General features: G+C 66.7%; 25 protein-coding genes. 13 read left to right on the top strand and 12 right to left on the bottom strand.

Annotation, left to right across the window (positions count from 1 at the left end; genetic code table 11):
• Nucleotides 1-128: 128 nt before the first annotated feature.
• On the bottom strand, nt 129-1,496 hold the full coding sequence (mgtE, locus tag AC2FAN_RS12705) for a magnesium transporter (protein ID WP_485174392.1): 1,368 nt from the start codon (nt 1,494-1,496) through the stop codon (nt 129-131).
• A gap of 335 nt (nt 1,497-1,831) precedes the next feature.
• Between mgtE and AC2FAN_RS12700 the strand changes: the two genes are divergently transcribed.
• The 8 genes from AC2FAN_RS12700 to AC2FAN_RS12665 all read left to right on the top strand — a co-directional run bounded on the left by AC2FAN_RS12700 (nt 1,832) and on the right by AC2FAN_RS12665 (nt 8,886).
• Nucleotides 1,832-2,494, top strand: a complete 663-nt coding sequence (locus AC2FAN_RS12700; protein ID WP_265052269.1) for a glutathione S-transferase family protein — start codon at nt 1,832-1,834, stop codon at nt 2,492-2,494.
• Nucleotides 2,495-2,566: 72 nt separating this feature from the next.
• Nucleotides 2,567-3,493, top strand: coding sequence for a DMT family transporter (locus tag AC2FAN_RS12695; RefSeq protein WP_265052268.1), 927 nt, complete (start codon nt 2,567-2,569; stop codon nt 3,491-3,493).
• A 127-nt stretch (nt 3,494-3,620) separates the two neighbouring features.
• On the top strand, nt 3,621-4,607 hold the full coding sequence (locus AC2FAN_RS12690; RefSeq protein WP_265052267.1) for a LysR family transcriptional regulator: 987 nt from the start codon (nt 3,621-3,623) through the stop codon (nt 4,605-4,607).
• Entirely contained in the window at nt 4,607-5,125 is a 519-nt protein-coding gene (locus AC2FAN_RS12685) for a tripartite tricarboxylate transporter TctB family protein (RefSeq protein WP_265052266.1), read from the top strand. Before AC2FAN_RS12690 ends, AC2FAN_RS12685 begins: the two co-directional genes overlap by 1 nt.
• Nucleotides 5,126-5,128: 3 nt before the next feature.
• Complete coding sequence (locus tag AC2FAN_RS12680) at nt 5,129-6,637, top strand: tripartite tricarboxylate transporter permease (RefSeq protein WP_265052265.1); 1,509 nt, start codon at nt 5,129-5,131, stop codon at nt 6,635-6,637.
• 65 nt (nt 6,638-6,702) lie between these two features.
• Nucleotides 6,703-7,677 carry a tripartite tricarboxylate transporter substrate-binding protein gene (locus AC2FAN_RS12675; protein ID WP_485174389.1) on the top strand — a complete coding sequence of 325 codons (975 nt, stop codon included), beginning with the start codon at nt 6,703-6,705 and terminating at the stop codon, nt 7,675-7,677.
• Between the two features lie 240 nt (nt 7,678-7,917).
• Nucleotides 7,918-8,349: a DUF1236 domain-containing protein gene (locus AC2FAN_RS12670; RefSeq protein ID WP_265052263.1), complete on the top strand. Its 432-nt coding sequence runs from the start codon at nt 7,918-7,920 to the stop codon at nt 8,347-8,349.
• Between the two features lie 135 nt (nt 8,350-8,484).
• Entirely contained in the window at nt 8,485-8,886 is a 402-nt protein-coding gene (locus tag AC2FAN_RS12665) for a DUF1236 domain-containing protein (RefSeq protein WP_265052262.1), read from the top strand.
• Nucleotides 8,887-8,955: 69 nt separating this feature from the next.
• Here the strand turns inward: AC2FAN_RS12665 and upp are convergent, their stop codons facing one another.
• The 6 genes from upp to AC2FAN_RS12635 all read right to left on the bottom strand — a co-directional run bounded on the left by upp (nt 8,956) and on the right by AC2FAN_RS12635 (nt 15,897).
• A complete protein-coding gene (gene upp / locus AC2FAN_RS12660) occupies nt 8,956-9,597 on the bottom strand; it encodes a uracil phosphoribosyltransferase (protein WP_485174387.1) in 642 nt (213 codons plus the stop codon).
• Between the two features lie 40 nt (nt 9,598-9,637).
• A complete protein-coding gene (locus tag AC2FAN_RS12655; RefSeq protein ID WP_485174385.1) occupies nt 9,638-10,855 on the bottom strand; it encodes a URC4/urg3 family protein in 1,218 nt (405 codons plus the stop codon).
• A 27-nt stretch (nt 10,856-10,882) separates the two neighbouring features.
• Nucleotides 10,883-12,145, bottom strand: coding sequence for a GTP cyclohydrolase II (locus AC2FAN_RS12650; RefSeq protein ID WP_485174383.1), 1,263 nt, complete (start codon nt 12,143-12,145; stop codon nt 10,883-10,885).
• 102 nt (nt 12,146-12,247) lie between these two features.
• Complete coding sequence (locus AC2FAN_RS12645; RefSeq protein WP_091855869.1) at nt 12,248-12,409, bottom strand: Thivi_2564 family membrane protein; 162 nt, start codon at nt 12,407-12,409, stop codon at nt 12,248-12,250.
• A 360-nt stretch (nt 12,410-12,769) separates the two neighbouring features.
• Entirely contained in the window at nt 12,770-14,980 is a 2,211-nt protein-coding gene (gene glyS, locus AC2FAN_RS12640; RefSeq protein WP_476805059.1) for a glycine--tRNA ligase subunit beta, read from the bottom strand.
• Nucleotides 14,980-15,897, bottom strand: coding sequence for a glycine--tRNA ligase subunit alpha (locus tag AC2FAN_RS12635; RefSeq protein WP_485174582.1), 918 nt, complete (start codon nt 15,895-15,897; stop codon nt 14,980-14,982). The genes glyS and AC2FAN_RS12635 overlap by 1 nt, the downstream gene beginning before the upstream one ends.
• Nucleotides 15,898-16,149: 252 nt before the next feature.
• Here AC2FAN_RS12635 and AC2FAN_RS12630 point away from each other — a divergent pair, with 252 nt between their 5' ends.
• From AC2FAN_RS12630 to AC2FAN_RS12620, 3 genes are all read left to right on the top strand, one after another.
• Nucleotides 16,150-16,419, top strand: a complete 270-nt coding sequence (locus AC2FAN_RS12630; protein ID WP_265052257.1) for a hypothetical protein — start codon at nt 16,150-16,152, stop codon at nt 16,417-16,419.
• 134 nt (nt 16,420-16,553) lie between these two features.
• Nucleotides 16,554-16,829 (top strand): hypothetical protein, encoded by a 276-nt coding sequence (locus AC2FAN_RS12625; protein ID WP_265052256.1) that lies wholly within the window; start codon nt 16,554-16,556, stop codon nt 16,827-16,829.
• A gap of 154 nt (nt 16,830-16,983) precedes the next feature.
• Nucleotides 16,984-17,283, top strand: coding sequence for a hypothetical protein (locus AC2FAN_RS12620; RefSeq protein WP_265052255.1), 300 nt, complete (start codon nt 16,984-16,986; stop codon nt 17,281-17,283).
• Here the strand turns inward: AC2FAN_RS12620 and AC2FAN_RS12615 are convergent.
• Together AC2FAN_RS12615 and AC2FAN_RS12610 are read right to left on the bottom strand one after the other, a co-directional pair.
• Complete coding sequence (locus AC2FAN_RS12615) at nt 17,274-18,056, bottom strand: tRNA1(Val) (adenine(37)-N6)-methyltransferase (RefSeq protein WP_485174379.1); 783 nt, start codon at nt 18,054-18,056, stop codon at nt 17,274-17,276. The two genes, AC2FAN_RS12620 and AC2FAN_RS12615, sit on opposite strands and share 10 nt — an antisense overlap.
• A complete protein-coding gene (locus AC2FAN_RS12610; protein ID WP_485174377.1) occupies nt 18,049-18,261 on the bottom strand; it encodes a putative signal transducing protein in 213 nt (70 codons plus the stop codon). Before AC2FAN_RS12610 ends, AC2FAN_RS12615 begins: the two co-directional genes overlap by 8 nt.
• A 153-nt stretch (nt 18,262-18,414) precedes the next feature.
• Here AC2FAN_RS12610 and AC2FAN_RS12605 point away from each other — a divergent pair, with 153 nt between their 5' ends.
• Nucleotides 18,415-19,431, top strand: a complete 1,017-nt coding sequence (locus tag AC2FAN_RS12605) for a polyprenyl synthetase family protein (RefSeq protein WP_476805058.1) — start codon at nt 18,415-18,417, stop codon at nt 19,429-19,431.
• Nucleotides 19,432-19,550: 119 nt separating this feature from the next.
• Here the strand turns inward: AC2FAN_RS12605 and AC2FAN_RS12600 are convergent, their stop codons facing one another.
• From AC2FAN_RS12600 to AC2FAN_RS12590, 3 genes are all read right to left on the bottom strand, one after another.
• Nucleotides 19,551-20,426 carry a 4-(cytidine 5'-diphospho)-2-C-methyl-D-erythritol kinase gene (locus AC2FAN_RS12600; protein WP_485174375.1) on the bottom strand — a complete coding sequence of 292 codons (876 nt, stop codon included), beginning with the start codon at nt 20,424-20,426 and terminating at the stop codon, nt 19,551-19,553.
• A 142-nt stretch (nt 20,427-20,568) separates the two neighbouring features.
• A complete protein-coding gene (locus AC2FAN_RS12595; protein ID WP_485174580.1) occupies nt 20,569-22,326 on the bottom strand; it encodes a tetratricopeptide repeat protein in 1,758 nt (585 codons plus the stop codon).
• A gap of 438 nt (nt 22,327-22,764) precedes the next feature.
• Entirely contained in the window at nt 22,765-24,444 is a 1,680-nt protein-coding gene (locus AC2FAN_RS12590; RefSeq protein ID WP_265052250.1) for an electron transfer flavoprotein-ubiquinone oxidoreductase, read from the bottom strand.
• Between the two features lie 170 nt (nt 24,445-24,614).
• Here AC2FAN_RS12590 and AC2FAN_RS12585 point away from each other — a divergent pair, with 170 nt between their 5' ends.
• A complete protein-coding gene (locus AC2FAN_RS12585; protein WP_265052249.1) occupies nt 24,615-25,436 on the top strand; it encodes a uracil-DNA glycosylase in 822 nt (273 codons plus the stop codon).
• Nucleotides 25,437-25,455 lie beyond the last annotated feature (19 nt).

Raw genomic sequence — 25,455 nt, 5'->3', positions numbered from 1 at the left:
TGCCCTGTTTCATTTGAACACGGCCGGGCCTGCGCCTTGACCAGAATCGGCGTCGGCTCTGGGTTCCGGGCTCATCGCTGACGCGATGCCCCGGAATGACGGCACGGTTGCACTTGAAGAGCGTGCCGCTACAACAGCGTTCCGGTCAGGATCGCGGCGGCCACACCGAAATAGATCACCAGCCCGGTGACATCGACCAGCGTCGCCACGAAGGGCGCGGAGGCGCTGGCGGGGTCGAAGCCGAGCCGCTTCAGCGCGAAGGGCAGCATCGAGCCGGCGAGCGAGCCGAAGGTGACGATGCCGACCAGCGCGCCGCCGACAGTCGCCGCCACCAGCATCCAGTGCGGCCCGTAATCGTAGAAGCCGAGCCACTGCCACACGATGATTCTGACAACGCCGATGACGCCGAGAATGGCGCCGAGCGTGAGACCTGTCGGCAGTTCGCGCAGTGCGATCCGCCACCAATCCTTCAGCGTGACCTCGCGCAGCGCCAGCGCCCGGATGATCAGCGAGGTCGCCTGCGAGCCGGAATTGCCGCCCGAGCTCATGATCAGCGGGATAAACAGCGTCAGCACGATCGCCTTCTCGAGCTCGCCCTCAAAGTACTGCATGACAGAGGCGGTCAGCATCTCGCCGACCAGCAGGATCGAGAGCCAGCCGGCACGCTTCCGTATCATCGAAAGGAAGCCGATCTCATTATAGGGCTGGTCGAGGGCCTCCATGCCGCCGAGCTTCTGCACGTCCTCCGTCGTCTCGGCGATCATCGCGTCGATGACGTCGTCGAAGGTGACGATGCCGACGACGTGGTCGTCGGCATCGACGACGGGAACGGCCAGCAGGTCGTATTTGGTGATCAGGCGCGCAACGTCCTCGCGATCGACCTCGGGCGCAACGGTGATCGGCTTGTGCGCCGGCACGACCGATTCGACGGGAGCCTCGGGGTCGCCGCTGATCAGGCGCCGCAGCGAGACGGCCCGGACCAGCTTCCGCGTCACGGAATCGAGCACATAGATGGCGTAGACGGTCTCGCGCGAGCGCTCGACGCGGCGGATATGGTCGAGCGCCTGCTGCACCGACCAGTTGCTGGGCACGCTGACGAACTCTGTCGTCATGATCGAGCCGGCGCTGTGCTCGGGATAAGCCAGCAGCTTGTTGAGGTCGGAGCGGGTCTGGCGGTCGATACGGCCGCTCAGGCGCTGACGGGTCTCTTCGTCGAATTCCTGGAAGACGTCGGCAGTGCGGTCCGCCGACATGGCCGAGAGCAGCGCGCCAGCGCGCCCGTCGGGCAGCAAGGCCAGCGCCTCGGCGGCGGCGGTGAATTCCGGCTGGTCGAGTGCCTCGACGGCGCGATCGAAAGGCAATTCGGCCAGGACATGCGCGATGGTCGCGTCGTCCTGCTCGTTCAGCGTCTCGACGATGTCGGCGACATGCTCTTGCGCCAGCGTCTGGGCCAGCGTCACGGCAAGGAGGTCCGTCGTGGCGGCGGTATCGTTCATGGCTCTATTCCTTGCGATCGGGCCGTCATGGCCGGATCGCAGGCGAGCCGGGCAACCCGGTCAGGCGCGCGAAGCGGCGGCAGACGGCTTCGACTGTCGGCTGGGACTGTCGCTTGGCATCGGGTTGAAGTTTCCTGTGAGCAGCCGGCCACGAAGGCCGGGAGCAGGAGGCCAATGCACCCGCCAAACGCCTGCGTCAAACGGTTTTTTCGGCGCGTTGCCCCCGATCATCCGCATTGGCTCAGCGCCATCGCGCGCCTAAGGTCGCGGCGACGGAATCGGCGCCCTGCGCCACCTCCGCCGACGGTCCGCCATTTCTCACTGGAATCCCGCCGATGACCCTAACGATCTATGGTTGCTATCGTTCGCGCGCCACGCGCGTCATCTGGCTCGCCAACGAGCTCGGCCTGCCGTTCAGCCATGTGCCGGTGATCCAGGCCTATCGCCTCCCCGATCCGGCGGCGCCGGGAGTGCCGCTGCACACGCGCAGCGCCGAGTTCCTGAAGATCAACCCCAACGGCCATATCCCCAGCATCGACGACAACGGTTTCAAGCTGCACGAATCGCTGGCGATCAACCTCTATCTGGCGCGCAAGCATGGTGGCCCGCTCGCGCCGCAGAACGCGCAGGAAGAGGGGCTCGCGGTGATGTGGGCGCTCTGGGCGGCGACCGAGTGCGAGACCCACGCGCTCAACCTGCAGTTCCACCTCGCCGCCTATCCGCCGGAGAAGCGCAAGCCCGAGCTGGTCGATGCTGCCCTGGCCGCCCTGCCCGGCCCCTTCGCCGTGCTCGACAAGACGCTGGCCGAGAACAACGGCTACGTGATGGGCGGCCGCTTCACAGTCGCCGACATCAACGTCGCCGAGATCATCCGCTACGCGAAGCCCGCAACGCAGCTCTTCGAGGCCGCTCCGCGCGTCAAGGCCTGGCTCGATGCCTGCCAGGCACGGCCGGCCTTCCAGGCGATGTGGCAGGCGCGCGACGCAGAAGCCGCCTGATACAGGAAACGGGTGGAGGAAGAGCCGGGGCGAGCCTATCGCTCCGGCTCGTTATTGTTCAGCAGGTTCACCATGTCGTCCTCCCCCGCTCCGCAACCCGTCATGGACCTGAGCGACTGGCTGCTGCTCCTGCTGCTCTCCCTGCTCTGGGGTGCCTCGTTCTTCTTCGGCAAGATCGCCGTCGCCGAATGGCCGCCGCTCGCCGTCGTGCTCGCCCGCGTCGGCATGGCCGCCATCGCGCTGCTCCTCGTAGTCAGGCTGTCAGGCCTATCGATGCGTGTCGGCGGGCGGATGTGGCTCGCCTTCTTCGGCATGGGCCTGCTCAACAACCTGATCCCGTTCGGCCTGATCTTCTGGGGCCAGACCCAGATCGCCAGCGGCCTCGCCTCGATCATCAATGCCACGACCCCGCTCTTCGGCGTCGTCGTCGCGCATCTGTTCGCGCCGGACGAGAAAGCGGGCGGGCTCAAGCTCGCCGGTGTCGGCGCGGGCATCGTCGGCGTCGCGATCCTGATGGGGCCTGACGCGGTCCATGGCGTCAGCGGGGCGCTGCTGCCGCAGCTCGCCTGCCTCGCCGCTGCGCTGTCCTACGGCTTCGCCGCGCTTTTCGGACGCCGCTTCCGCGGGATGCCGCCGCTCGTCAGCGCTGCCGGCCAGGTCAGCGCGACGACATTGATGACGATACCACTGGTCATTTTCTTCCACCCGCCCTGGCTGCTGCCGGTGCCGAGCACCAAGGTCGCGCTGTCCTTGGTCGGACTGGCGCTGCTCTCGACGGCGCTGGCCTATGTCATCTTCTTCCGGATCATGCGCCGGGCCGGTGGCACCAACGTCACCCTGGTGACCTTCCTCATCCCCGTGAGTGCCATCCTGCTCGGCTCGGTTTTCCTCGGAGAAGCGCTGCTGGCACGGCACTTCTGGGGGATGGCGGCCATCGCCGCCGGCCTCGCCCTGATCGACGGACGCCTGTTCAGGATGGCCCGCGCCAGGCCTGCCTAGGACCAAAGACTTTATTGCCAAAAAATTATGAATTGCTCTAGGGTCGACTTGTCGGCTGGAGTCGCTATTGGGCACGGCCCACCGAGAGATATCGCGGGCAAGCGGTACCGGGGAACAGGGGACGGCCATGGATGTGCGGCAGCTGCGATGTTTCATCGCGGTCGCGGAAGAGCTGCATTTCGGCCGGGCGGCCGAGCGGCTCGGCGTCGCGCCTCCCGCCCTGTCCCGCCAGATCAGTGCCCTCGAGGATGAACTCGGCGTCAGCCTGCTGACCCGCACGACCCGACAGGTCGCCATGACCCGGGCCGGGCTGATCATGCTCGAGGAAGCCAAGGGCATCCTCGTCAAGATGGAGCATGCCACCCGCGCGGTGCGCGAGGCTTCGCTCGCCTCAGGCAAGATCCTGCGCGTCGGGGCGATCGACGCGGCGTCTTCGAGCTTCGTGCCCGAGGCGCTGGTGGCCTTCCGGACACGCTTCCCCGGCATCGAGATCAAGTTCGTCGAGGCGATGACGGCGGCGCTGGTCCAGATGCTCGAATCCGGCAAGCTCGACCTCGCGTTGACCCGCCCGCCACGCAAGCCGACCGATTGCGCCTTCGAGATCCTGCGGGTGGAGCGCCCGCTCGTGGTGCTGAACGAGGCCCATCCCCTCGCCGCCCGCGAGCACCTGACCATGCTCGATCTCGTCGGCGAGCCTTTCGTCGTGCCGTCGAAGCGCATCCGCCCCTACGCCTACGATCTGGTCATGGCCTATTTCGAGAGCGTCGGCGCGGTGCCGAACGTGACGATCGAGGCGACCGAGAAGCCGGCGATGATGTCGGCGGTCGCAGCCGGGCTCGGCATGGCCCTGGCGCCGGACTGGGTGTCGCGGCTGTCCTTCCCCGGCGTGACGATGCGGCGCCTGCGCGGCGCCCTTCTCGACCCGCCGCCGCCCGGCGCTCTCGTCGGCGTCGCCTGGCGTCCCCAGCAGAAACTGCCGGCGCGCGACGATTTTCTTGCGATCCTGAGGGAAAGCGTGACCCTGCTCGACGATCGCCAGACCCTTTCCTTCACCCCTTCCCCCAAATCGCAGAAACGGACAGCCCGAACCGGGTCGCCAGTCGGAGGAGCCTGATGAGTCTCAATCAGATAGAACAGGCGCAGGGCCTGCGCGTACGATCGACGCAGGATCTGGCCGGCGGCCTGTTCATGATCCTGCTGGCGCTCGGTGCCTTCATCTTCACCTGGGACCTGCCGGCCGGCACGCTGCGCCAGCTCGGGCCGGGGATGCTGCCCAAGACCTTCGCCGTGATCTGCGGCGCGCTGGGGGTGATGCTTGCCCTCGCCTCGCTGCGTTACAACGGCGAGAAGCTGCAGGGCTGGTCCTGGCGCGGCGTTTTCTTCGCGCTCGGCGGCGCCTGCCTGTTCGGACTGACCATCCGCGGCTTTGAGATCGGTCCGATCCGGTTCCCGGCGCTGGGGCTGCTCGTCTCCGGTCCGCTGCTGATCTTCTTCTCCGGCCTCGCCGCCGACGACCGCAAGCTCAAGGAGCTGCTGATCTTCGCGGTGGCGATGTCCGCCGGCTGCATCCTCCTGTTCAAATACGCGCTGTCGCTGCCGATCCCGCTCGCGCCCTGGCTGCTGGGGATCTGACCGATGGACATGTTCTCCAATCTCGCGCTGGGCTTCGGCGTCGCTCTGACACTGAAGAACATCGGCCTCTGCTTCGTCGGCTGCCTCGTCGGCACTTTGATCGGCGTGCTGCCCGGCGTCGGTCCGATCGCGACGATCTCGATCCTGCTGCCGATCACCTTCGGACTCGATCCGACGGGCGCGCTGATCATGCTCGCCGGCATCTATTACGGCGCACAGTATGGCGGCTCGACCACCGCGATCCTGGTCAACATCCCCGGTGAGGCGACCTCCGTCGTCACCACGCTCGACGGCCACCAGATGGCCAGGCAGGGCCGCGCCGGCGTGGCGCTCGGCACGGCGGCCATCGGCTCCTTCTTCGCCGGCTGCGTGGCGACGCTGATCATCGCCGCGCTCGGCGCGCCGCTGACCAAGATGGCGCTGCTGTTCGGCCCGGCCGAGTATTTCTCGCTGATGGTGATGGGCCTGTGCTTCGCCGTCGTGCTGGCGCGCGGCTCGATCCTCAAGGCCTTCTGCATGATCATGCTGGGCCTGCTGTTCTCGACCGTTGGCACCGACCTCGAGACCGGGCAGGAGCGCCTGACCTTCGGCATCGCCTCGCTCTCGGACGGCATCGACTTCTCGGTGCTGGCGATGGGCGTGTTCGGCTTCGCGGAGGTGCTGCGCAATCTCGAAAGCCCTGAGGCGCGCGACGTTGTCAAGGGCAAGATCGGCCGGCTCCTGCCGGGCTGGGACGACATCAAGCAGGCGACGGCGCCGGTGCTGCGCGGCACCGCGATCGGCGGCATCCTCGGCATCCTGCCCGGCAACGGCGCAGTGCTCGGCCCCTTCGCCAGCTACACGGTGGAGAAGAAGATCGCCAAGGATCCGTCGCGCTTCGGCAAGGGCGCGATCGAGGGCGTGGCGGGGCCGGAATCGGCCAACAACGCCGGCGCGCAGACCGCCTTCATCCCGCTGCTCACCCTCGGCATCCCGCCGAACGCGGTGATGGCGCTGATGGTCGGCGCGATGACGATCCACGGCATCATCCCCGGCCCGCAGGTCATGACCCGCAACCCCGAGCTGTTCTGGGGCATGATCGCCTCGATGTGGGTCGGCAACCTGATGCTGCTGGTCATCAACCTGCCGCTGGTCGGCGTCTGGGTGAAGCTGCTGCAGGTGCCCTATCGCCTGATGTTCCCGGCGATCCTGATCTTCTGCTGCATCGGCATCTACTCGGTGAACAACCAGCCGCTCGACGTCGCATTCACCGCGTTGTTCGGCCTGTTCGGCTACCTTCTGATCAAGCTCGGCTTCGAACCCGCGCCGATGCTGCTCGGCTTCGTGCTGGGCAAGCTTATGGAAGAGAAGCTCCGGCAGGCGCTGATCATCTCGCGCGGCTCGTTCTACACCTTCATCGACTACCAGAACCGGCCGATCTCGCTGGGCCTGCTGCTCGTCGCGGTGCTGGTGCTGGCCATCGCCCTGCTGCCTTCGATCTCGAAGAAGCGCGAAGAGGTCTTCACCGAATGACGGGGTTGCCGCCCCGGCGGCGGCACCCCAGTTTCATCTCAAGCAACATCGAGGGAGGAATCCGAATGAAGAAACTCGTTCTAGGCCTGGCTGCGGCTGCTGCGCTGGCGTTCACCGGCGGCGCGCAGGCGCAGGGATATCCGACGAAGCCTGTCACCATGATCGTGCCTTTCGCCGCGGGTGGACCGACCGACATCATCGCGCGCATCGTCGCCGACCACATGTCGAAGACGCTCGGCCAGCAGATCGTCATCGAGAACGTCGCCGGCGCCGGCGGCACCACCGGCATCGCGCGCGCCGTAACGGCCGCTCCTGACGGCTACACCATCGCCATGGGCCATCTCGGCACCTTCTCGGCGGCGCCGGCCACCTATCCCGGCCTGAAATACGACCCGATCAACGGCATGCAGACCATCGGTCTCGCCGGGGGCACGCCGATCCTGCTCGTGGCACGCAAGAATTTCGAGCCGAAGGACCTCAAGGAGTTCGTCACCTATGTGAAGGCGAACCCGGACAAGGTGAACGAGGCCCATGCCGGCCTCGGCTCGGTCTCCTGGACGACCTGCACCCTGCTGAAGGGCATCCTCGGCACGCCGAAGATCAACGCCGTCGCCTATCGCGGCACGGGCCCTGCACTGAACGACCTCGTCTCCGGCCAGGTCGACTTCATGTGCGACCAGATCGTCTCCGTCGCCGAGCAGGTCCGCGCCAACACGATCAAGGCCTACGCCATCGCCTCGGCCCAGCGCTCGCCGGCGCTGCCCGACGTCCCGACCACCAAGGAAGCCGGCCTGCCCGAGTACCAGATCGAAGCCTGGAACGGCATCGCCGGGCCGAAGGGCATGGCCAAGGAGGCCGTGGACAAGCTCGTCGACGCCCTGAACAAGGCGCTCAACGACGAGGGCACCAAGAAGCGCCTGCTCGACCTCGGCACCGTGCTGCCGACGGCGGAGGAGCGGACGCCTGCCGGCTTCGCCGCGCTGATCAAGCGCGACGCCGACAAGCTGACGCCGGCACTTTCGGCCGCGCCCAAGCAGTAAGCATCCAGCCGGACAGAGCGCATTTTGCGGCGGGCCTCGGGGCCCGCCGTTTTCGTTTCAGGCTGCGCGGGCGAGAATGAGCCGCGGGTCCGTGTTCTGCCATGAACAAGCAAGACTTTGTTCTGCCTGTTCTTTTTCCGCCGGGTTGCGTGGCGTTAACATCTCGTGACCGATTTTCCGGGAACTGTTTCGCCAAGCTGCGGTTGTCTCGCCGACGTTCACTTCGGAAGGAGAGACATTATGTTCAAGAAGATCGCTCTTGTTGCCGCCCTCGCCATCACCCCGGCTGTTGCCTTCGCCCAGAGCCAGCCTTCGGGCGGCGCTGTCGGCGGCGCGACCAGCGGCGCGGCGGCCGGTGCTGTAGGCGGCGCTGTCGTCGGCGGCCCCGTGGGTGCAGTCGTCGGCGGCGTCGGCGGTGCAGTCGTCGGCGCCATCGTCGGCGATGCGGCGGAGCCCCGATTCCGCACCTATGTCGTCGAGCAGCGCGTTCCGTCCTATACCTATGCCGAGCCGATCGCTGTCGGCACGGTGCTGCCGGCGCAGGGCGTGACCTATCACCGCCTGCCGGCCGAATACGGCGCGAGCGCCTCGAACTACAGCTACACGGTGGTGAACGACCGCACGGTCATCGTCGAGCCGCAGACCCGTCGCGTGGTTCAGATCATCCAGTAACCGCCTGACGGCTCCTCGGAGTCGTCGAGAGGCCCGCCCCTGGGGGCGGGCCTCTCTTTTTGGTGATCGCCACAGCCGGAACCGCCGCCAGGTGGCGGCGTTTTCAGAGCGGGGCGTTATCGGAGGTCACTTACAATGAAGCGGATTCTTTTTGCTGTCGTCCTCGCGGCCCTTCCCGCAACTGCCTTTGCGCAGACTGCGGGGCCGATCATTCGCGATCCCGCCAGCGGTGGCTTCACGCATGATCCCGCGCTTGCGGGGTCGGACATGTTCGCCCCTACCCTGACGCGGGACCCGGCCGGTGGGACGATGATCAGCGACGAACCGGGCTTCCGGAACTATGTGATGGCACAGCATATGCGCTCGTATCGCTATGCGGAGCCGGTCGCAGTCGGAACAGTGCTGCCGTCGCGCGGAGTGGTCTATCACGTCGTGCCGGCCGAGTATGGTGCGCATGGCTATCGCTACACGGTGGTGAACGACGAGCCCGTGATCGTCGAGCCGCGCACCCGCCGCGTGATCGAGGTGATCGACTGACGGCAGGCCTGACGGTCGCAACGTTATAGGAAGGCCTGCGCCGGGAAACGGCGCGGGCCTTTTTGCCGTTCAGCGCGTGCCGAACATGCGGTCTCCGGCGTCGCCGAGGCCTGGCACGATGTAGCCGTGCTCGTTGAGGCGCTCGTCGATCGCTGCCGTCCAGATGCGGACATCGGGATGGGCGCCGCGCAGGTGAGCGATGCCTTCCGGCGCGGCCAGCAAGCAGACGAAGCGCAGATCCTTGGCGCCGCGCTCCTTCAAGCGCTCGACGGCGGCGACAGCCGAGTTCGCGGTGGCCAGCATCGGGTCCATCACCACGATCATGCGGTCGGCGATGTCGGACGGCGCCTTGAAATAATACTCGACCGCCTGGAGCGTGTCGGGATCGCGGTAGAGCCCGATATGGGCGACGCGGGCTGCCGGCACCAGCTCGAGCATGCCGTCGAGGAAGCCGACACCGGCGCGCAGGATCGGCGCGAAGACCAGCTTCTTGCCGGCGATGACGGGCTGCATCGACTTCTGCAGCGGCGTCTCGATTTCGATCTTCTCGGTCGGCAGATCGCGCGTCACCTCGTAGCAGAGCAGCATGCCGATCTCGTTGAGGAGTTGGCGGAAGCTCTTGGTGGAGCGATCCTTCTCGCGCATCAGCGTGAGCTTGTGCTGGACCAACGGGTGATCGACGACGGTGACGCCGTCCTGGCTCGAAATCATACGCCGGTTACCCCTTTGTTTCCCGAAGCTGTGCTCACCCTCAAAATACCGTGCCGTCGCTGACAATGGTCAAGGGCGGACCGCCATCCACACGCTTTTCGCGCGCGATCCGGCGCCCGGCGGCCCAGCTGCCGCCTTCAAGCACCTTGGCGAGCGGCAATTCCTCGCGCGAACGGCCGAGGCGCCTGCGGACCAGGGCGCCGATCTCGTCCAGCAGCGCCACGGTCAGCGCCCGCCATTCGACCACCAACGGCGAGCCGACCTCATGCGCCTTCTCCCGATCCGCCTCGTCCTTGAGCGCGATGACACCGCTGTCGAGGAAGAGCCCACCATTGCGGTATTCGGGCAGGCCGGTGAGATCGTCGATATCGACGACGGCGATGCCGGCCCATTGCAGCGGCTCGATCAGCGAATAGGTCAGCCATTGCGAGAGCTTGTGGAAGGGCACCAGGCTTTCCGTCGGCTCGCCGGGCGCGATCAGCGGATGCCGCCAGGTGTCTCCCAGCGCCACGCCGGCCAGCGTCAGGCGCGAAGGCCAGATGCCGCCGAAGACCGCGAGGACCTCACCGAGCATATGGGCGGCCCGGAGCGTCCCCGTATCGGCGGCGGCCGCAAAGCGGTCGAAAAGCTCGCCGGGGCGCGACAAACCCTGCCGCTCCAGCTCCTCGCCGAGGCGGTTGAGTAGGGCGGCACGCCCTTCGAGCGCCAATAGCGGATTGTCCGTCCCGGCCTGGAATCCCTGCGCAAGCCCTGCCGTATCGAGGTGCTTCAGCGCGTCGGCATCGGCGCGCAGGGGATCGGCCGGGTCGCTGGAGAACAGGCCGGCGGCGAACATGTCGAGCGAAGCGAGCGCCAACCCCTCGGAGCGGCCGATCTCCGTCCCGGTCGCCGCGTCGCGATAGCGCCAGTCCGGTCCCGCACCGGCATCGAGCAGGACGCTGACGATGGCGAGATCATAAGCGGCGCGGCCGCGTGCACCTGTGTCGGAGAAGGCCGCGGCCTGATCCAGTCTCTGCCAGCGATCGTCCCCGGCGACGACGAAATGGCGCCAGCGCGCGTGGAAGGGGATTTCGAGCGTCGGATAATTCGCGCGAATGGTCCCCAGCACATAGTCGGCGCAAGCCTCCAGCCGCTCGGGATCGACACTGAAATGGAGCAGCCCGCCGGACAATCCCAGTTCCAGCATCTCCCGCGCGCGTTCGCGCACGGCAGCAGGTTTCAACAGGGCGCGGAACGCCTCGGAGTCGCGGTCAGGCATCATCAACTCGGATAGGGCGGGACGGGGTCAGAACTTGTCGAGCTCGCGGCCGACGGTGGCCTTGAGCGCGTTGTCGCCGGGTGCTCCCTCGGGCGAATAATAGCCCGCCGCCTTCTTCGCCTCGATCTCGACGGAGGCATCGGGCGGGATCAGCTCGGGCGGGATGGCGACGCGCTCGCCGATCTCGATGCCGCTCTCGACCATGGCGTCGTATTTCATGTTCGACATCGACATCAGCCGGTCGATCCGGGTGACGCCGAGCCAGTGCAATACGTCCGGCATGAGCTGCTGGAAGCGCGCATCCTGCACGCCGGCGACACATTCGGTGCGCTCGAAGTAGGTCGCGGCGGAATCGCCACCCTCCTGGCGCTTGCGGGCGTTGTAGACGAGGAACTTGGTGACCTCGCCAAGCGCCCTGCCCTCCTTGCGGTTGTAGACGATGAGGCCGACGCCACCGCTCTGGGCCTCCTTCACGCATTCCTCGATGCCGTGGGTGAGATAGGGCCGGCAGGTGCAGATGTCGGAGCCGAAGACATCCGAGCCGTTGCACTCGTCATGGACGCGGCAGGCGATGCGCGTCTTGCGGTCGGCCAAGCCGGAGACCTCGCCCATGACATAGGCGGTGATCGAGCCGATCGGCGGCAGGAAGACCTTGAGGTCAGGCCGCGTCACCAGCTCGGGATACATGCCGCCGGTCTGCTCGAAGAGCGTGCGGCGCAGTTCGTTCTCGGTGGTGCCGAAGCGCTCGGCGATGCCCGGCAGATACCAGACCGGGTCGACCGCGATCTTGGTGACGGAGATGTCGCCGGTGGAATGCAGGATATGCCCGTCGGCGGCAAGGCGATGCGCGCCCATGGCCGCGAGTATCTCGGGAAGGTTGAGCCTCGCCTTGGTGATTGCGATGGAAGGGCGGATATCGATGCCCTCGCCGATCAGCTTGCCGAAATCCTGCGCCACCGTGTGGCCGTAAGGATCGAGCGAGACGATCTTCTTCGGATCGGCCCATTGCGGCTGCGGCGCGATCTCGGCGGTGGGATAGGTGTTGGTCAGGTCGGGACGCTGCGAGGGGTTCATCGCGCGGGCCGAGATCGCGAGCGCGCGATAGACCGAATAGGAGCCGCCATGGGCGCCGATGACGTTGCGGTCGGCCGGGTTTGTGGTCGAGGCGATGATCGGGCCGCGCTCGGCGGCGGTCGGGGCGCCCCATCGGATCGGGAAGCGAACGGCGGCGCTGCCGGGCTCGGGATGGGAGGTCAGCCTGATATGGCCGGTGCGGTTCGGCGCGTTCATCGCAGGTCTCGCCCTGAAACAGGAAAGGGCCCCAGACGGGAACGTCCGGGGCCCTCTGGACCTTGCGAAGTGTGAACCAGCGCAGGCGCGCCGTCAATCGCCTTAGAAAACAGCGAGATAGCGCAGCAGCGAGATGATGCCGATCACGATGACGATGATCTGCACGACGTTCTTGATCTGCCCGTCGAGCGGCAGCATGCGCACGAGATAGAGCACGAGGCCGATCACGAGAACGGTGATCAGAAGCGAAATCAGAATGGACATGCGTGAAGCCCTTTATCTCGGCCGATAGCCGGCCCCCCGGAGCCCTGCCGCGACGTATTCGCAGCATGTCAGCCCCGCCGACAGAACGTCGCAGGGTGGGAATAGGTTCCGGTTCGAGCTTTTGCCGGCGAAGTGGGTGTGCTTGGCGGGGAGCTCCATCGTCATGGTCGGGCTTGTCCCGACCATCCACGTCTTCGGCGGTCGAAGGTCGCGGTCAAGACGTGGATGCCCGCACAAGGGCGAGCTTGGCGTCGAGGGCGTCATTCTCGGGCGAAGCGAAGCGCAGACCCGAGAATCTCAGGACGAGAAGGCACTGGTTTCCGAGATGCTCGGGTCAAGCCCGAGCATGACGGCGGTGTGTCAGCCCGCGATGCGGTCGAAATCCGCGACCGAGCGCGTCGCCTGACGAAGCTGGTTCAGCAGCTTCAGGCGGTTGGCGCGCTGGGCCGGATCGGGATCGTTGACCGTGACCTTGTCGAAGAAGGCATCGACCGCCGGGCGCAGCTCCGCCAGCGCGGCCATGGCGCCTTCGTAATCCTCGGCGGCGACGGCGGCCTCGGCCTTCGGAGTGGCCTGCGCCAGCGCGACGGCGAGCGCCTTCTCCTCGATCAGCCCGGCATCGGCGATGAGGTGCAGGTCCGGAGCGTCGGCGAAGGCGCCCTCCCCGTCCTTCTTCTCCTCGGCCTTGAGGATATTGGCGGCGCGCTTGTAGCCGGCGAGCAGGTTCTTGCCGTCCTCTGTGTCGAGGAAGCGGCCGAGCGCATCAGCTGTTCGAATGATGATCGAAATCACCCTGACATTCGCCATGCCAGGCATCATGGCCTCGCGTCGAATACCTTGCTGTGACACTGCATCAACAACGTCATGCGGGATGCCTCGATCACGAAGCATGACCTTCAAACGCTCGACGATGAAGTCGATGAGATCAAAAGCAGCAACAGGCCCGTCGACGGACGGCCATCTGTCGAACGAGCGGATCAAGATCAGCTCAAGCTGAAGGCGATTCAGATTATTCTCGTCGCAAATTCGGCAAACACCCAGCGCCGCCCGTCGCAGCGCATAGGGGTCCTTACTCCCCGTGGGTTTCTCGTCGATGGCCCAGAACCCGACGAGCGTATCGAGCTTGTCGGCCAGCGCCACCGCGACCGAAACCGGATCGGTCGGTACGCGGTCCGAGGGACCGAGCGGCTTGTAGTGCTCCTCCACCGCGGCGGCGACCGAGGCGTCCTCGCCCTGCAGCTCGGCGTATTTACGGCCCATCAGGCCCTGCAGTTCCGGGAACTCGCCGACCATCTCGGTCGGCAAATCGGCCTTGGCGAGCTTGGCGGCGCGCTCGGCCTTTTCCGGATCGGCGCCGACGATCGGGGCCAGTTCCTTCGCCAGCGCGGCGATGCGCTGGACGCGCTCGCCTTGCGTGCCGAGCTTCGCGTGGAAGACGACGCCGAGCTTGTCGAGCTTGGCCATGCGCTGGTCGAGCGGCTTGGCGAGATCGAGCCCGAGCTTCTCGGCGCTGGCCGTGAGCGTATCGAGGTCCGGCAGCGAGCCGCGATCGGTCTGCCAAAAATAGGCGGCGTCGGAGAGGCGGGCGCGCACGACGCGGCCGTTGCCGGCGGTGATCGCCGTGCCGCCGTCGCTGGCGAGGAGGTTCGAGACCAGGATGAAGCGATTGGCGAGCGCGCCCGTCGCGGGATCGCGCAGCACGAAGCATTTCTGGTTGGCGCGGATGGTGGCGCGGATCGCCTCGCCGGGGATGTCGAGGAAGCGCTCCTCGAATTCGCCCATCAGCACGACCGGCCATTCGACGAGGCCGGCAACCTCCTCCAGCAGCCCCTCATCCTCGACGAGATCGAGCCCCTGCGCGAAGGCGAGGTTGCGGGCGTCGGTGAGGATGATCTCCTTGCGCCGGTCGGCATCGAGCACGACCTTGGCCTTCTCCAGCGAGGTCACGTAGTCGTCGAGGCGCTTCACCGTGATCGGGCCGGGCGCATGGAAGCGGTGGCCATAGGTGACGTTGCCGGAGACGATGCCGTCGACCTCGAAGGGCACGATCTCGGTGTCCTCGGTCTCCGCGCCGAAGGTGCAGAGGATCGAATGCAGCGGGCGCACCCAGCGCAGGCTGGCGCCGGCAGCGGAAGCCTTGCCCCAACGCATCGACTTCGGCCAGGGGAAGGACCGGATCACGGCCGGGACGATCTCGGCGATGGCGGCGACAGTTTCCTGGCCGGGCTTCTCGATGATGGCGACGTAGCTATCGCCCTTCTTCGGATCGCTGACGATGGTCGCCTGATCGAGCGAATTCAGCCCGGCAGCCTTGAGGAAGCCCTGCACGGCAGCCTCGGGCGCGCCGACGCGCGGGCCCTTGCGCTCCTCGCGGACATCGCGGCCGCGCACCGGCAGCCCGGCGACGTGCAGCGCCAGCCGGCGCGGCGTGACGAAGGCCTTGGCGCCCTCATAGACGAGGCCGCGCTCGACGAGCGCATCGGTGACGAGCTTCTTCAGATCCTCGCCCGCCTTGCGCTGCATGCGCGCGGGGATTTCCTCGGAGAAGAGTTCGAGCAGGAGATCGGGCATCAGATGGCTCCGCCGCCGGCGGTCTTCAGCCAGGCTGCACCGCAGGCCTTGGCGAGCTCACGCACGCGCAGGATATAGCTCTGGCGCTCGGTGACCGAGATCACGCCGCGCGCATCGAGCAGATTGAAGATGTGGCTCGCCTTGATGCACTGGTCATAGGCCGGCAGGGCGAGCTGGTGGCGAAGCTGGTTGGCGCCGGAAACGGGTTCGCCAGCAGCCAGCAGCGCCTTGCATTCGGCTTCGGCGTCCGAGAAGTGGCGGAACAGCGTCTCGGTGTTGGCGTGCTCGAAATTATGCCGCGAGTATTCCTGCTCGGCCTGCAGGAAGACGTCGCCGTATGAAATCCGGTCCTCGCCGTCGAGGCCGTTGAAGTTGAGGTCGTAGACGTTCTCGACGCCCTGGACATACATCGCCAGCCGCTCGAGCCCATAGGTCAGCTCGCCCGCGACCGGGGCGCATTCGACACCCGCGACCTGCTGGAAATAGGTGAACTGGCTGACCTCCATACCGTCGCACCAGCACTCCCAGCCGAGCCCCCATGCGCCGAGCGTCGGGCTTTCCCAATCGTCCTCGACGAAGCGGACATCATGCAGCGCGAGATCGACGCCGATGGCCTTGAGCGAGTCGAGATAGAGCTGCTGCAGGTCCGGCGGCGACGGCTTCAGGATGACCTGGAACTGGTAATAATGCTGGAGGCGGTTGGGGTTCTCGCCATAGCGGCCGTCCTTGGGGCGGCGCGAAGGCTGGACATAGGCCGCCTTCCAGGGCTTGGGCCCAAGCGCACGCAAAGTCGTCGCCGGGTGGAAGGTGCCGGCGCCGACCTCCATGTCGTAAGGCTGCAGCACGACGCAACCTCGCTCGGCCCAGAAGCGCTGCAGCGTCAGCAGCAGCGCCTGGAAAGAGCGCGTCGGGTCCATCGCCGGCGAGGAAACCGGGTTGGCAGGGTGCAAGTGCGGTGCTGGGGCGGACAAGTGCCGGCAACCTTCCGATAACAAAGGGATGGCGGGGTGCTTAGGGTTCGCGCCCGCCAGGGTCAAGCGCCCGGCCGGAACCGGACAGGTTTCGTTCATACCCGGTCTGATAACCACCGGGACAACCGCTGGGCTCGCGATGTTCGGGGCGAGCATTTGATGCCGGGCCGGCGGCTGGATAACGAAGGAGTTAAGCCCATGTTGACAACCCGCATCATTGCCGCCGCGTTCGGCGCAGCAACCTTGCTCGGTGCCGCCATGAGCAGCGCCCCGGCTTCCGCCGCGCCGATCTCGGCCGGCACGGCGCTGGCTTCCGGCGCTGAAACCGGCCTCGTGCAGCAGGCCTGGCATCGTGGCCGCCCGCATTACGGCCCGGGCCGCCCGCATGTCCGCCGCTGCTGGACCGAGACCCGCCGCGTCTGGAACGGCCGGCGCTGGATCGTGCGCTCGCACCGCGTCTGCCGCTGAGCAGGCGCCCTCCCCCACATGAAGACAAGCTGAACGGCGCGGTTTCGCGCCGTTCAGGTGAAACGGCCTAAGTTCCTTTGCAGGGACGACAAGTCGGCCATCGGCTAAGCCGGTGGCCAGCGATGGAGATCACGATGTTCCGTACAACGCTTCTTGCGGCTGCCGTAACGGCGGCGCTGGGCGGTATTGCCCTGACGGCTGCTCCCGCCTCGGCCGCGCCGGTCGCTGCCCCGGCCGGCCAGACCGCGCAGGCCGGCCAAGGCCTTATCGAACAGGCCCAGTACTACTACCGAGGCCCACGGCGCCATTACGGCCCGCGCCCCTATTATCGCCCGCGCTGCTTCTGGTCGGAACGCCGCGTGTGGAATGGCTGGCGCTGGGTTGTCCGCCCCGTACGGGTCTGCCGCTGAGGCCGACGCATTCCGGCCATGATCGGCCGCTCAATGAAGGCAAGCTGAACGGCGCGGTTTCGTTCCGTTCAGCTTCAAAGACCTAATTTCGTTTCCACGGACGGCGTTCATTTCGACGGCAGATACTGCCGGCGCCAACCTCATGGAGGATATCATGTTCCGGACGATGCTTTTCACCGTCGCGACGGCCGGCACGCTGGGCGTGGCCGCCCTGAGCGCCACCCCGGCCGCTGCCGCGCCCGTCGCCGCCGCGCCGCTGGTCGATACCGGCGGCATGGTGCAGCAAGCCCAGTATTATTACGGGCCGCGCCGCTATTACGGACCGCGCGGCTACTATGGGCCCCGCCGCTATTATGGTCCGCCGCGCTATTACGGGCCGCGCCCCTATTACGGCCCGCGCTTCTATGGTCCGCCGCCCCCGCCGCCGCCGTTCTACGGGCCGCGCTACTGGTAGGCCGCAAGGCGCGCGCGGCCGCGATGGACGGCCTCGCTCGCATCGGTAAAGCGGCCATCGGGGCCATTGATCACGAAAGCCGGCAGCACCTCTGCCGGCTTTCTGCTGTTCAGGACCGCCGTGACGATGACACGGATCGCCGGCCTCTCGGCCGAGCCGTGGACCGGCCGGATCGCGATGGCGCCGAAGCCGGTGCCGAGGCCGGCGAGCAACTCCGGCAACGCCTCGGCCCGATGGATGACCGCTAGAAGCCCGCCGGGTTTCAGCGCGCGCCGGGCCGCACGGAGCCAGGGCTGAAGATCGCCTTCGGCGACATGAGCGGCCCTGCGATTGGGCGTCGGCGAGGCCCGCGTCCCTCCTGCGGGATAGAAGGGCGGGTTGATCGCCACCGCGTCGAAGGAAGCTGCCTTCAATCCCGCCGCCTCCAGTTCCACAGCAGGAGCCGTGATGTCGGCCGATATGATGCCGGCGCGGCCGGCCATGCCGTTCGTCTCGGCATTGTGCTTCGCCAGAGCCGCGAGATCGGGATCGCGCTCCAGCAACGTGACGCTCAATCCGGGCCTTGCGAGCGCTGCGGCCAGGCCGACCGTTCCGACGCCCGAACCGATATCAAGCAGCGTTCCGCCATCGAGATCGGGCAGCGCTGCTGCCAGGAGAATGGCATCCGTGCCGGCGCGATGGCCCTTGCGCGGCTGGCGCAGAACGAGACGGCCGTCGAGCAGCCGGTCCTCGACGACCTCGCCCAATGCTGAGGCGGCATCCGCCTCATTCATCACGCAGCTCGCCGCCATAGCCGGCCTCGACCAGCAGGGCCCGCGCCCGGGGCTTATCCGCCTCGCGCACGAGGAGGCGCCGGGGAAAGGCACCGATCATGCCTTCGAGCGCGCTGATGTGCTGGTCGGCGATCAGGCAGTCGAGCCCGGCGGAGTCCAGCAGGGCCTCGACGGCGCCGAGCAGGATGAGGTCGTTGGTGCGCATGAGTTCGTGCATCGCCCCATGGAACCCAAGCCGGCCGCTTCGCGCAAGGTGCGGCGTCCCGCCGGTTTGCGGGGGCTGGCGTCCCATGCGACGGTTGTGGCATGGCTGCAGGCGCGCCGTATCGGCGCGTGGATCTGATCCGGAGTGTTTCCAGTGGGCGTTGTCGTATCCCTCGAGGAACGGGAATCGAATCAGGCGAGCATCGAGCCGCTCGTCGCGCTGACGCGTGCCGACATGGAGCGGGTCAATGCCATGATCCTGTCACGCACCGGCTCTGACGTGACGATGATTCCGGAGGTTGCCAACCACCTCATCTCCTCCGGCGGCAAGCGGCTGCGGCCGATGCTGACGCTCGCCATGGCCAATCTCTGCGGCTATCAGGGCGAAGGCCAGGTCAAGCTCGCGGCTTCCGTCGAGTTCATGCACACGGCGACGCTGCTGCATGACGACGTCGTCGACGAGAGCGACATGCGCCGCGGCAAGCTCGCGGCCCGCATGCTCTGGGGCAACGAGGCGAGCGTGCTGGTCGGAGACTTCCTGCTCGGCCAGGCCTTCAAGATGATGGTCGAGGTCGGCTCGCTCCGGGCACTCGACATTCTCTCCACCGCCGCCGCCGTGATCGCCGAGGGCGAGGTCTTCCAGCTCTCCGTCGCCAAGAACACCGAGACGACCGAGGACGAATATCTATCGGTCATCCGCGGCAAGACGGCAGAGCTCTTCGCCGCGGCCTGCGAGGTCGGGCCGGTGATCGCCAGTTCCTCCAAGGCCGATTCCGCCGCCTGCCGCAGCTACGGGCTCAATCTCGGCATCGCCTTCCAGCTCATCGACGACGCGCTCGACTATGGCGGCGTGGCGGCCAAGCTCGGCAAGAACACCGGCGACGATTTCCGCGAGGGCAAGATCACCCTGCCCGTCGTCCTCTCCTTCCGCCGCGGCGACGAGACGGAGCGCGCCTTCTGGAAGCGCACATTGCAGGACGGCGAGATCAGGGACGGCGATCTGGAAGAGGCGCAGGCGATCATGCGCCGGCACAAGGCGCTGGACGACACCATCGCCCGTGCCGAGCACTATGCGCGGATGGCCAAGGACGCGCTCGGCCTGTTCCCGGCCTCGCCGATGAAGCAGGCGCTCAACGCCGCGGTCGATTTCTGCGTGGCGCGGGCGCACTGAGGCAGAGCGTCATGCTCGGGCTCGACCCGAGCATCTGGTAACGCAGATGCTCCTGCTCCTCATTCTGTGAGCGATTCGCGGGTCTGCGCTGAGCGTCGCCCGAGAATGACGGCTGATTATCAGCTCAATAGCGTCGGCTTCACCCACCAATCCGGCCGATCGCGTTGCAGTACCTTCGCCGCAGCGGCGCTGGCGCGGCAATCATCGAACAGCGCAAAGCAGGTCGCGCCGGAGCCGGACATGCGGGCAAGCCGGCAATCCGGAATGCGCTCCAACCGCTCCAGAACCTCGCCGATCTCAGACGCAACGCGCTGAGCGGGCACGGTGAGATCGTTTCCGGAACGGGTGAGATTCGCGAGAAGCTCCGCCGCCGAGACCGTGCCATAGCCGAGCTTGTCATCGGGGCCGCCCAGCCGCTGGCCATGCGCCAGTCCGAGCGCCCGGAAGACCGCAACCGTTTCGACTGCCACGCCCGGATTGACCAGCAGCGCAAAGAGCCGCGGCAAGCGCAGCGCCGGCCCGAGCCGCTCGCCGATGCCGGCCATCAGCCGCGCCCGCGAATCGAGGCAGACCGGCACATCGGCACCGACCTGCGCGGCGACATCGTGCAGAATCGGATCGGACATGGCGATGCCGTTCAGGCGCGCGAGCAGCCGCAAGGCCGCAGCCGCATCAGCCGAGCCGCCGCCGATCCCGGAGGCGACAGGCAATCGCTTGACGAGGTAGAAGCGCCCGAAGCGCAGGCCGGGGCGGGCGGCCTCCAGCGCGCGGGCGGCGCGCAGGACGAGATTGCCGTCATCGACCGCCAGCCCCGCAGCGCGCGGACCGGCAATCGACAGGGAGAGCGGCCCATCGGGATCGAGCGTCAGCTCGTCGCCGATTCCGGCGAAGGCGACGAGGCTTTCGAGCTCGTGATAGCCGTCGTCGCGCCGACCAAGAACCCGCAGGTCGAGATTGACCTTGGCGCGCGCACGCGTCGTCAGCGGTAGAGCCACGGCCGATTCCGACTAGAGGCATTTTCGAGCGAAGTGGATGCCGGCTCGCGTGAAGAAAATGCGATAAATCAAGGGGCTAGAGAATTTCTGCGCTTCGGAGCAACGCGAAAACTCTCTAGAGGCGCCTATGACGCGGGAGGCGTCAGCCGCCGTCCTTCTTGGCGTCGTCCGTGACATTGGCCGAGGGATCCTCCAGCCCGCGCTCGATCTTGCGCTGGATCTTCTCCAGATCCTCGGGCTCCGGCTTGAGGTCGCGCGCGTGGTTCCACTGGAACTTCGCTTCGAGCTGGCGGCCGGTGCGCCAATACACGTCACCGAGGTGGTCGTTGATGACCGGGTCGGAGGGGCGCAGCTCGGCGGCGCGTTCGATCTCGCGCGAGGCATCCTCGTAGCGGCCGAGGCGGTAATAGGCCCAGCCCAGCGAATCGATGATGTAGCCGTCACGCGGCCGCAGCTCGACGGCACGGCGCAGCATGTCGAGCGCCTCGTCGAGCTTGAGATGCTTGTCGACCAGCGAATAGCCGAGATAGTTCAGCACCAGCGCGCGCTCACGCCCGAGCGGATCGGGCAGGAGTTCGAGCGCCTTGCGCAGATCGGCCTCGGCCTCCGGCCAGCGGTTGATGCGCTCGCGGGCGATGCCGCGGAAATAATACAGGTCCCAGTTGGCGCGGCCCGGCGAGGCGATCTTGTTGATGGCCTTGTCGTAGGCAGCCGCCGCCTCGGCGAACTGCTTGCGCGAGCGATAGATATTGCCGAGCGCCGAGAGCGCGTCGACATCATCGGGACGCTCGGCGATGACCTTCTCCAGATGCTTTACCGCCTCTTCCGGCTTGCCGAGATTCTCCAGCGCGAGGCCGGCCTGGATCTCGGCATTGGAACGCAGCGGCGAGGAAGCCGGCATCCTGTCGTAGACCGCGACCGCGTCTTCCGGCTGGCGGGCGCGCTCAAGGATGTCGCCCAGCGTCAGGATGGCGAGGTCGTGGCCGGGGTCGAGATAGATCGCCATGCGCAGATAGAGCAGCGCAGCGGCTTCGTCGCCCTGGCGATTGCCGGCGCTGGCGAGCCCGTAGAGCACCTCGGCGGCACCCTGCTGCGCCGTCTGGATCTGGCGCGGCGGTGCGTCCTTCTTCGCCACCAGCGACATGCCCTCGCGGATGATCGGGTGGTTGGGCAGCAAGCGGTCGAAATCGGCGTAGGTCGCCGCAGCCCCGGCATAATCGCCGCTACGGGCCTGGAAGCGCGCCCAGAGATCGACCAGACGCAATGTGGTCTTCTCGGCGTCATAGGCCGACTTCAGCCGCTTCTCGGCCTCTGCCTTGCGGTTGGCGGCGTCGAGAATCAGGCCGGCGTGATAGTCGCGGAAGAGATTGTAGGAAGGCTCGCCCTTCAGCCGCTCGAGCGTCTCGATGGCACGCCTGGAATTGCCCGAACCGAGATAGGACCAGGCGGAAAGCAGCGTCGCGGTGATGTCGGCCGCCCGGCCGCGCCCGCCGCGCTGAAGGTGATTGCGCGCGGTCTGGTAGCTCTTCTGCTTGATCGAGCGGATGCCAATGACGAGTTGCGCCAGGCCGTTGCTCGGATCCTGCTGGATCAGCTTGTCGGCGGCGCGGAAGGCGTCGGGCATGGCGCCGTCAGCCAGGAAAGCGACGAAAGCGCGCTCCAGCAGGTCGTTGTTCTGCGGATCGTCCCGCACGGCCTCACGCAGATAGACGGAGGCGGCGCCGAGATCGCGCGAGGCGCCTGCCACGATGGCGGCGAGATAATTCCCTTCGAGGCTGTCGGCCGGCTCGAGCGAATCGGCCGAACGCGGCGCGGTCGCGCCCTGAGCGGCAGCAGCCACCGGCAGAACCATCAAAAACGACAAGGCAGCAGCCGTACCGGAGGCACGCAGCTTCTTCATAAATGTCACGACTGCCATTCTCCCTCGGTCCGCCGCCTCACTGTTCCGGGGCGCTTTTTCCAGCGGACCGTGATCGCTTCGCGTAGGCTGGCAAGATGGCGGTTTCCGGGCGGGCCGGCAAGCCGGGCTCCGAGCGAATGCGGCAGTCTCGTAGCGGCGGCGCAACAGTACCCGAAAACCGACTGACGGAGAGGACGTCGCGAGAAAACGCCGGTCATAGGGCAAGGTAATCAGGTTCATATTTCGTTGGTCCCCAGATCACGCAGCTTCTCTATTGGGATCGTTCCAATGGAAAAGATTGTTCCGAGTTTCGCCGCCGTCGCTCTTCTCGCCGGTTTCGCCGCCGGTTGCACCAGGGACGAGCCGAGGCCGGTTCCGTCCGTCGTGCGCAAGGGCTGATCAGCCTCGCAAAAACAAGGGCGCGCCGGCGCAAGCCGATCACATATTCGCGTAGCCCGGTCCGCCGCCGCCTTCCGGCACCGTCCAGGTGATGTTCTGGGCGGGGTCCTTGATGTCGCAGGTCTTGCAGTGAACGCAGTTCTGCGCGTTGATCACGAAGCGCGGGTTGGTCTTCGCCTCGGCATCGTCATAGACCACCTCGTAGACCCCCGCCGGGCAGTAGAGCCGGGCCGGCTCGCCATAAACAGGCAGGTTCTTCGCGATCGGGATCGACGGGTCCGTCAGCTTCAGATGCGCCGGCTGGTCTTCCTCGTGGTTGGTCGAGGAGAGGAAGACCGAGGACAGCTTGTCGAAGGAAATCTTGCCGTCGGGCTTCGGGTAGGTGATCGGCGTGACCTCGGCGAGCGGCTTCAGCGTCGCGAAATCCGGCTTGCCGTGCTTGAGCGTGCCGAAGGGCGACCAGCCGAAGAGCTGGTTCAGCCACATGTCGATGCCGCCAAGGCCGATGCCGATCAGCGTACCGAACTTCGACCAGAGCGGCTTGACGTTGCGGACCAGCTTGAGGTCCTTGCCGATCGCGCTGTCGCGCCAGCTATCCTCGATCTCGACGACCTCGTCATGGCTGCGCCCCGCCTGCAACGCGGGCACCAGCTTTTCCGCCGCCAGCATGCCGGACAGGATGGCGTTGTGGCTGCCCTTGATGCGGGGAACGTTGACGAAGCCCGCCGCGCAGCCGATCAGCGCGCCGCCCGGGAATGTCAGCTTGGGCACCGACTGGTAACCGCCCTCGGTGATGGCGCGTGAGCCATAGGAGATGCGCTTGGCGCCTTCGAAAGTGTCGCGGATCAGCGGATGCGTCTTGAAGCGCTGGAACTCGTCGAAGGGCGAGAGCGTCGGGTTCTGATAGTTCAGATGCACGACGAAGCCGACGGTGACGAGATTGTCGTCGAAATGGTAGAGGAAGGAGCCGCCGCCCGTGCTGTTGTCGAGCGGCCAGCCGAAGGAATGCTGGACGCGGCCCTTGTGGAATTTCTCCGGCTTGACCTGCCAGAGTTCCTTCAGGCCGATGCCGTATTTCTGCGGCTCGCGCCCCTCGTCGAGAGCGAACTTCCGGATGGCGATCTTGGAGAGCGAGCCGCGTGCTCCCTCGCCCAGCAGCGTGTAGCGGCCGCGCAGCTCCATGCCGCGGGTGAAGCGCTCGGAGACCGTGCCGTCCTTGGCGATGCCCATATCGCCAGTGGCGATGCCGGCGATCGAGCCGTCATCGTTGTAGAGCAGTTCCGCAGCGGCGAAGCCGGGATAGATCTCGACGCCCAGCGCCTCGGCGCGCGCCGCCAGGAACTTCGCCACCAGCCCGAGCGAGCCGACGAAATTGCCGTGGTTGTTCATCAGCTTGGGCATACCGAAGTTCGGCAGGCGGATGCCGTTCGGCTCTGTGAGGAAATAAAAGATGTCCTCCTTGACCTCCGTGGTCAGCGGACGCTCCGGATCATCGCGCCAATCGGGCACGAGACGATCCAGGCCGATCGGGTCGATCACCGCGCCGGAGAGAATGTGGGCGCCGACCTCGGCCCCCTTCTCGACCACGACGACGGTGATGTTCTCGTCGAGCTGCTTCAAACGGATCGCGGCAGCCAAACCCGCAGGACCGGCGCCGACGATGACGACGTCATAGTCCATGCTCTCGCGCGGTTCGCTCTGCGCTTCCTTCAGATCCATCCTGCCCTCCGCCTTCATCCGCGCCGCGCAATTGTTTATATATGAACTATCCCGCCGACTCGTTCAACGTTCGGCTTCCGTCCAGTCTGGAACCCCTCTATCCAAGTGCCCGTTCCATTTTGCAACTGCGTTGGCTCGCGAAGCGGCTTTGCAGGGTATAGGATGCGCTCATGAGCCTGTCCGATGCAGCCGGCCCCGACGAGCCAAACCCTTACGAGCTTCTGAGCTGGTACGCCGAGATGGGCGTGACGGAAGCGCTCGACGAAACGCCGCGCAATCATTTCGCCGAGCCGGCGCCCGCTGACCGGCCCGCAGGACAACTGCGTTCGCTGCCGGGCCGTCCGGCTGCCGCGCCCCGGCCGATCGCAGCCGCCGCCACGGCGCCCGAAGATGCCGCGGTCAGCGCGCGGGCGCTTGCCCGCGAAGCGCGCACGCTCGATGAGCTGAAAGAGGCGCTGGCCAAGTTCGAGGGCTGTGCGCTGAAGGCCACCGCCAAGAACCTCGTCTTCGCCGACGGCAATCCGGAGGGACGGGTGATGATGGTCGGCGAAGCGCCCGGCGCCGACGAGGATCGGCTCGGCCTGCCCTTCGTCGGACGGTCCGGGCAGTTGCTCGACCGGATGCTGGCTGCGATCGGCCTCAGTCGCAAGGAAGACGTCTACATCGCCAACATGCTGCCCTGGCGGCCGCCCGGCAACCGCACGCCGACGCCGCAGGAGGTCGCGATCTGCCTGCCCTTCATCCAGCGCCAGATCGAGCTTGCCGACCCCGATATCCTCGTCTGCGTCGGCGGGCCCTCGGCGCAGGGGCTGCTCGGCTTCAGCGGCATCCTGCGCTCGCGCGGACAATGGGTCGAGTACGATACCGGCTCGCGGCGCATCCGCGCCCTCGCGACGCTGCACCCGGCCTATCTGCTGCGTCAGCCATTGCAGAAGCGGCTCGCCTGGCGGGATTTGCGCGCGCTCAAAACCGCGCTCGATGGGAAGAATTGACGCAGCGGCGTTGCGGACC

The sequence above is a fragment of the Allobosea sp. RIT-PG3_2 genome, from assembly GCF_057321085.1.
Note: the sequence above shows the minus strand (reverse complement) of the source record. Positions and strands in the feature narration are given on the sequence as shown.

Bases quoted from the DNA above. Each gene is read 5' to 3' on its own strand.
- mgtE (WP_485174392.1), bottom strand. From the start codon at position 1,496: ATGAACGATACCGCCGCCACGACGGACCTCCTTGCCGTGACGCTGGCC.
- AC2FAN_RS12700 (WP_265052269.1), top strand. From the start codon at position 1,832: ATGACCCTAACGATCTATGGTTGCTATCGTTCGCGCGCCACGCGCGTC.
- AC2FAN_RS12695 (WP_265052268.1), top strand. From the start codon at position 2,567: ATGTCGTCCTCCCCCGCTCCGCAACCCGTCATGGACCTGAGCGACTGG.
- AC2FAN_RS12690 (WP_265052267.1), top strand. From the start codon at position 3,621: ATGGATGTGCGGCAGCTGCGATGTTTCATCGCGGTCGCGGAAGAGCTG.
- AC2FAN_RS12685 (WP_265052266.1), top strand. From the start codon at position 4,607: ATGAGTCTCAATCAGATAGAACAGGCGCAGGGCCTGCGCGTACGATCG.
- AC2FAN_RS12680 (WP_265052265.1), top strand. From the start codon at position 5,129: ATGGACATGTTCTCCAATCTCGCGCTGGGCTTCGGCGTCGCTCTGACA.
- AC2FAN_RS12675 (WP_485174389.1), top strand. From the start codon at position 6,703: ATGAAGAAACTCGTTCTAGGCCTGGCTGCGGCTGCTGCGCTGGCGTTC.
- AC2FAN_RS12670 (WP_265052263.1), top strand. From the start codon at position 7,918: ATGTTCAAGAAGATCGCTCTTGTTGCCGCCCTCGCCATCACCCCGGCT.
- AC2FAN_RS12665 (WP_265052262.1), top strand. From the start codon at position 8,485: ATGAAGCGGATTCTTTTTGCTGTCGTCCTCGCGGCCCTTCCCGCAACT.
- upp (WP_485174387.1), bottom strand. From the start codon at position 9,597: ATGATTTCGAGCCAGGACGGCGTCACCGTCGTCGATCACCCGTTGGTC.
- AC2FAN_RS12655 (WP_485174385.1), bottom strand. From the start codon at position 10,855: ATGCCTGACCGCGACTCCGAGGCGTTCCGCGCCCTGTTGAAACCTGCT.
- AC2FAN_RS12650 (WP_485174383.1), bottom strand. From the start codon at position 12,145: ATGAACGCGCCGAACCGCACCGGCCATATCAGGCTGACCTCCCATCCC.
- AC2FAN_RS12645 (WP_091855869.1), bottom strand. From the start codon at position 12,409: ATGTCCATTCTGATTTCGCTTCTGATCACCGTTCTCGTGATCGGCCTC.
- glyS (WP_476805059.1), bottom strand. From the start codon at position 14,980: ATGCCCGATCTCCTGCTCGAACTCTTCTCCGAGGAAATCCCCGCGCGC.
- AC2FAN_RS12635 (WP_485174582.1), bottom strand. From the start codon at position 15,897: ATGGACCCGACGCGCTCTTTCCAGGCGCTGCTGCTGACGCTGCAGCGC.
- AC2FAN_RS12630 (WP_265052257.1), top strand. From the start codon at position 16,150: ATGTTGACAACCCGCATCATTGCCGCCGCGTTCGGCGCAGCAACCTTG.
- AC2FAN_RS12625 (WP_265052256.1), top strand. From the start codon at position 16,554: ATGTTCCGTACAACGCTTCTTGCGGCTGCCGTAACGGCGGCGCTGGGC.
- AC2FAN_RS12620 (WP_265052255.1), top strand. From the start codon at position 16,984: ATGTTCCGGACGATGCTTTTCACCGTCGCGACGGCCGGCACGCTGGGC.
- AC2FAN_RS12615 (WP_485174379.1), bottom strand. From the start codon at position 18,056: ATGAATGAGGCGGATGCCGCCTCAGCATTGGGCGAGGTCGTCGAGGAC.
- AC2FAN_RS12610 (WP_485174377.1), bottom strand. From the start codon at position 18,261: ATGCGCACCAACGACCTCATCCTGCTCGGCGCCGTCGAGGCCCTGCTG.
- AC2FAN_RS12595 (WP_485174580.1), bottom strand. From the start codon at position 22,326: ATGAAGAAGCTGCGTGCCTCCGGTACGGCTGCTGCCTTGTCGTTTTTG.
- AC2FAN_RS12590 (WP_265052250.1), bottom strand. From the start codon at position 24,444: ATGGATCTGAAGGAAGCGCAGAGCGAACCGCGCGAGAGCATGGACTAT.
- AC2FAN_RS12585 (WP_265052249.1), top strand. From the start codon at position 24,615: ATGAGCCTGTCCGATGCAGCCGGCCCCGACGAGCCAAACCCTTACGAG.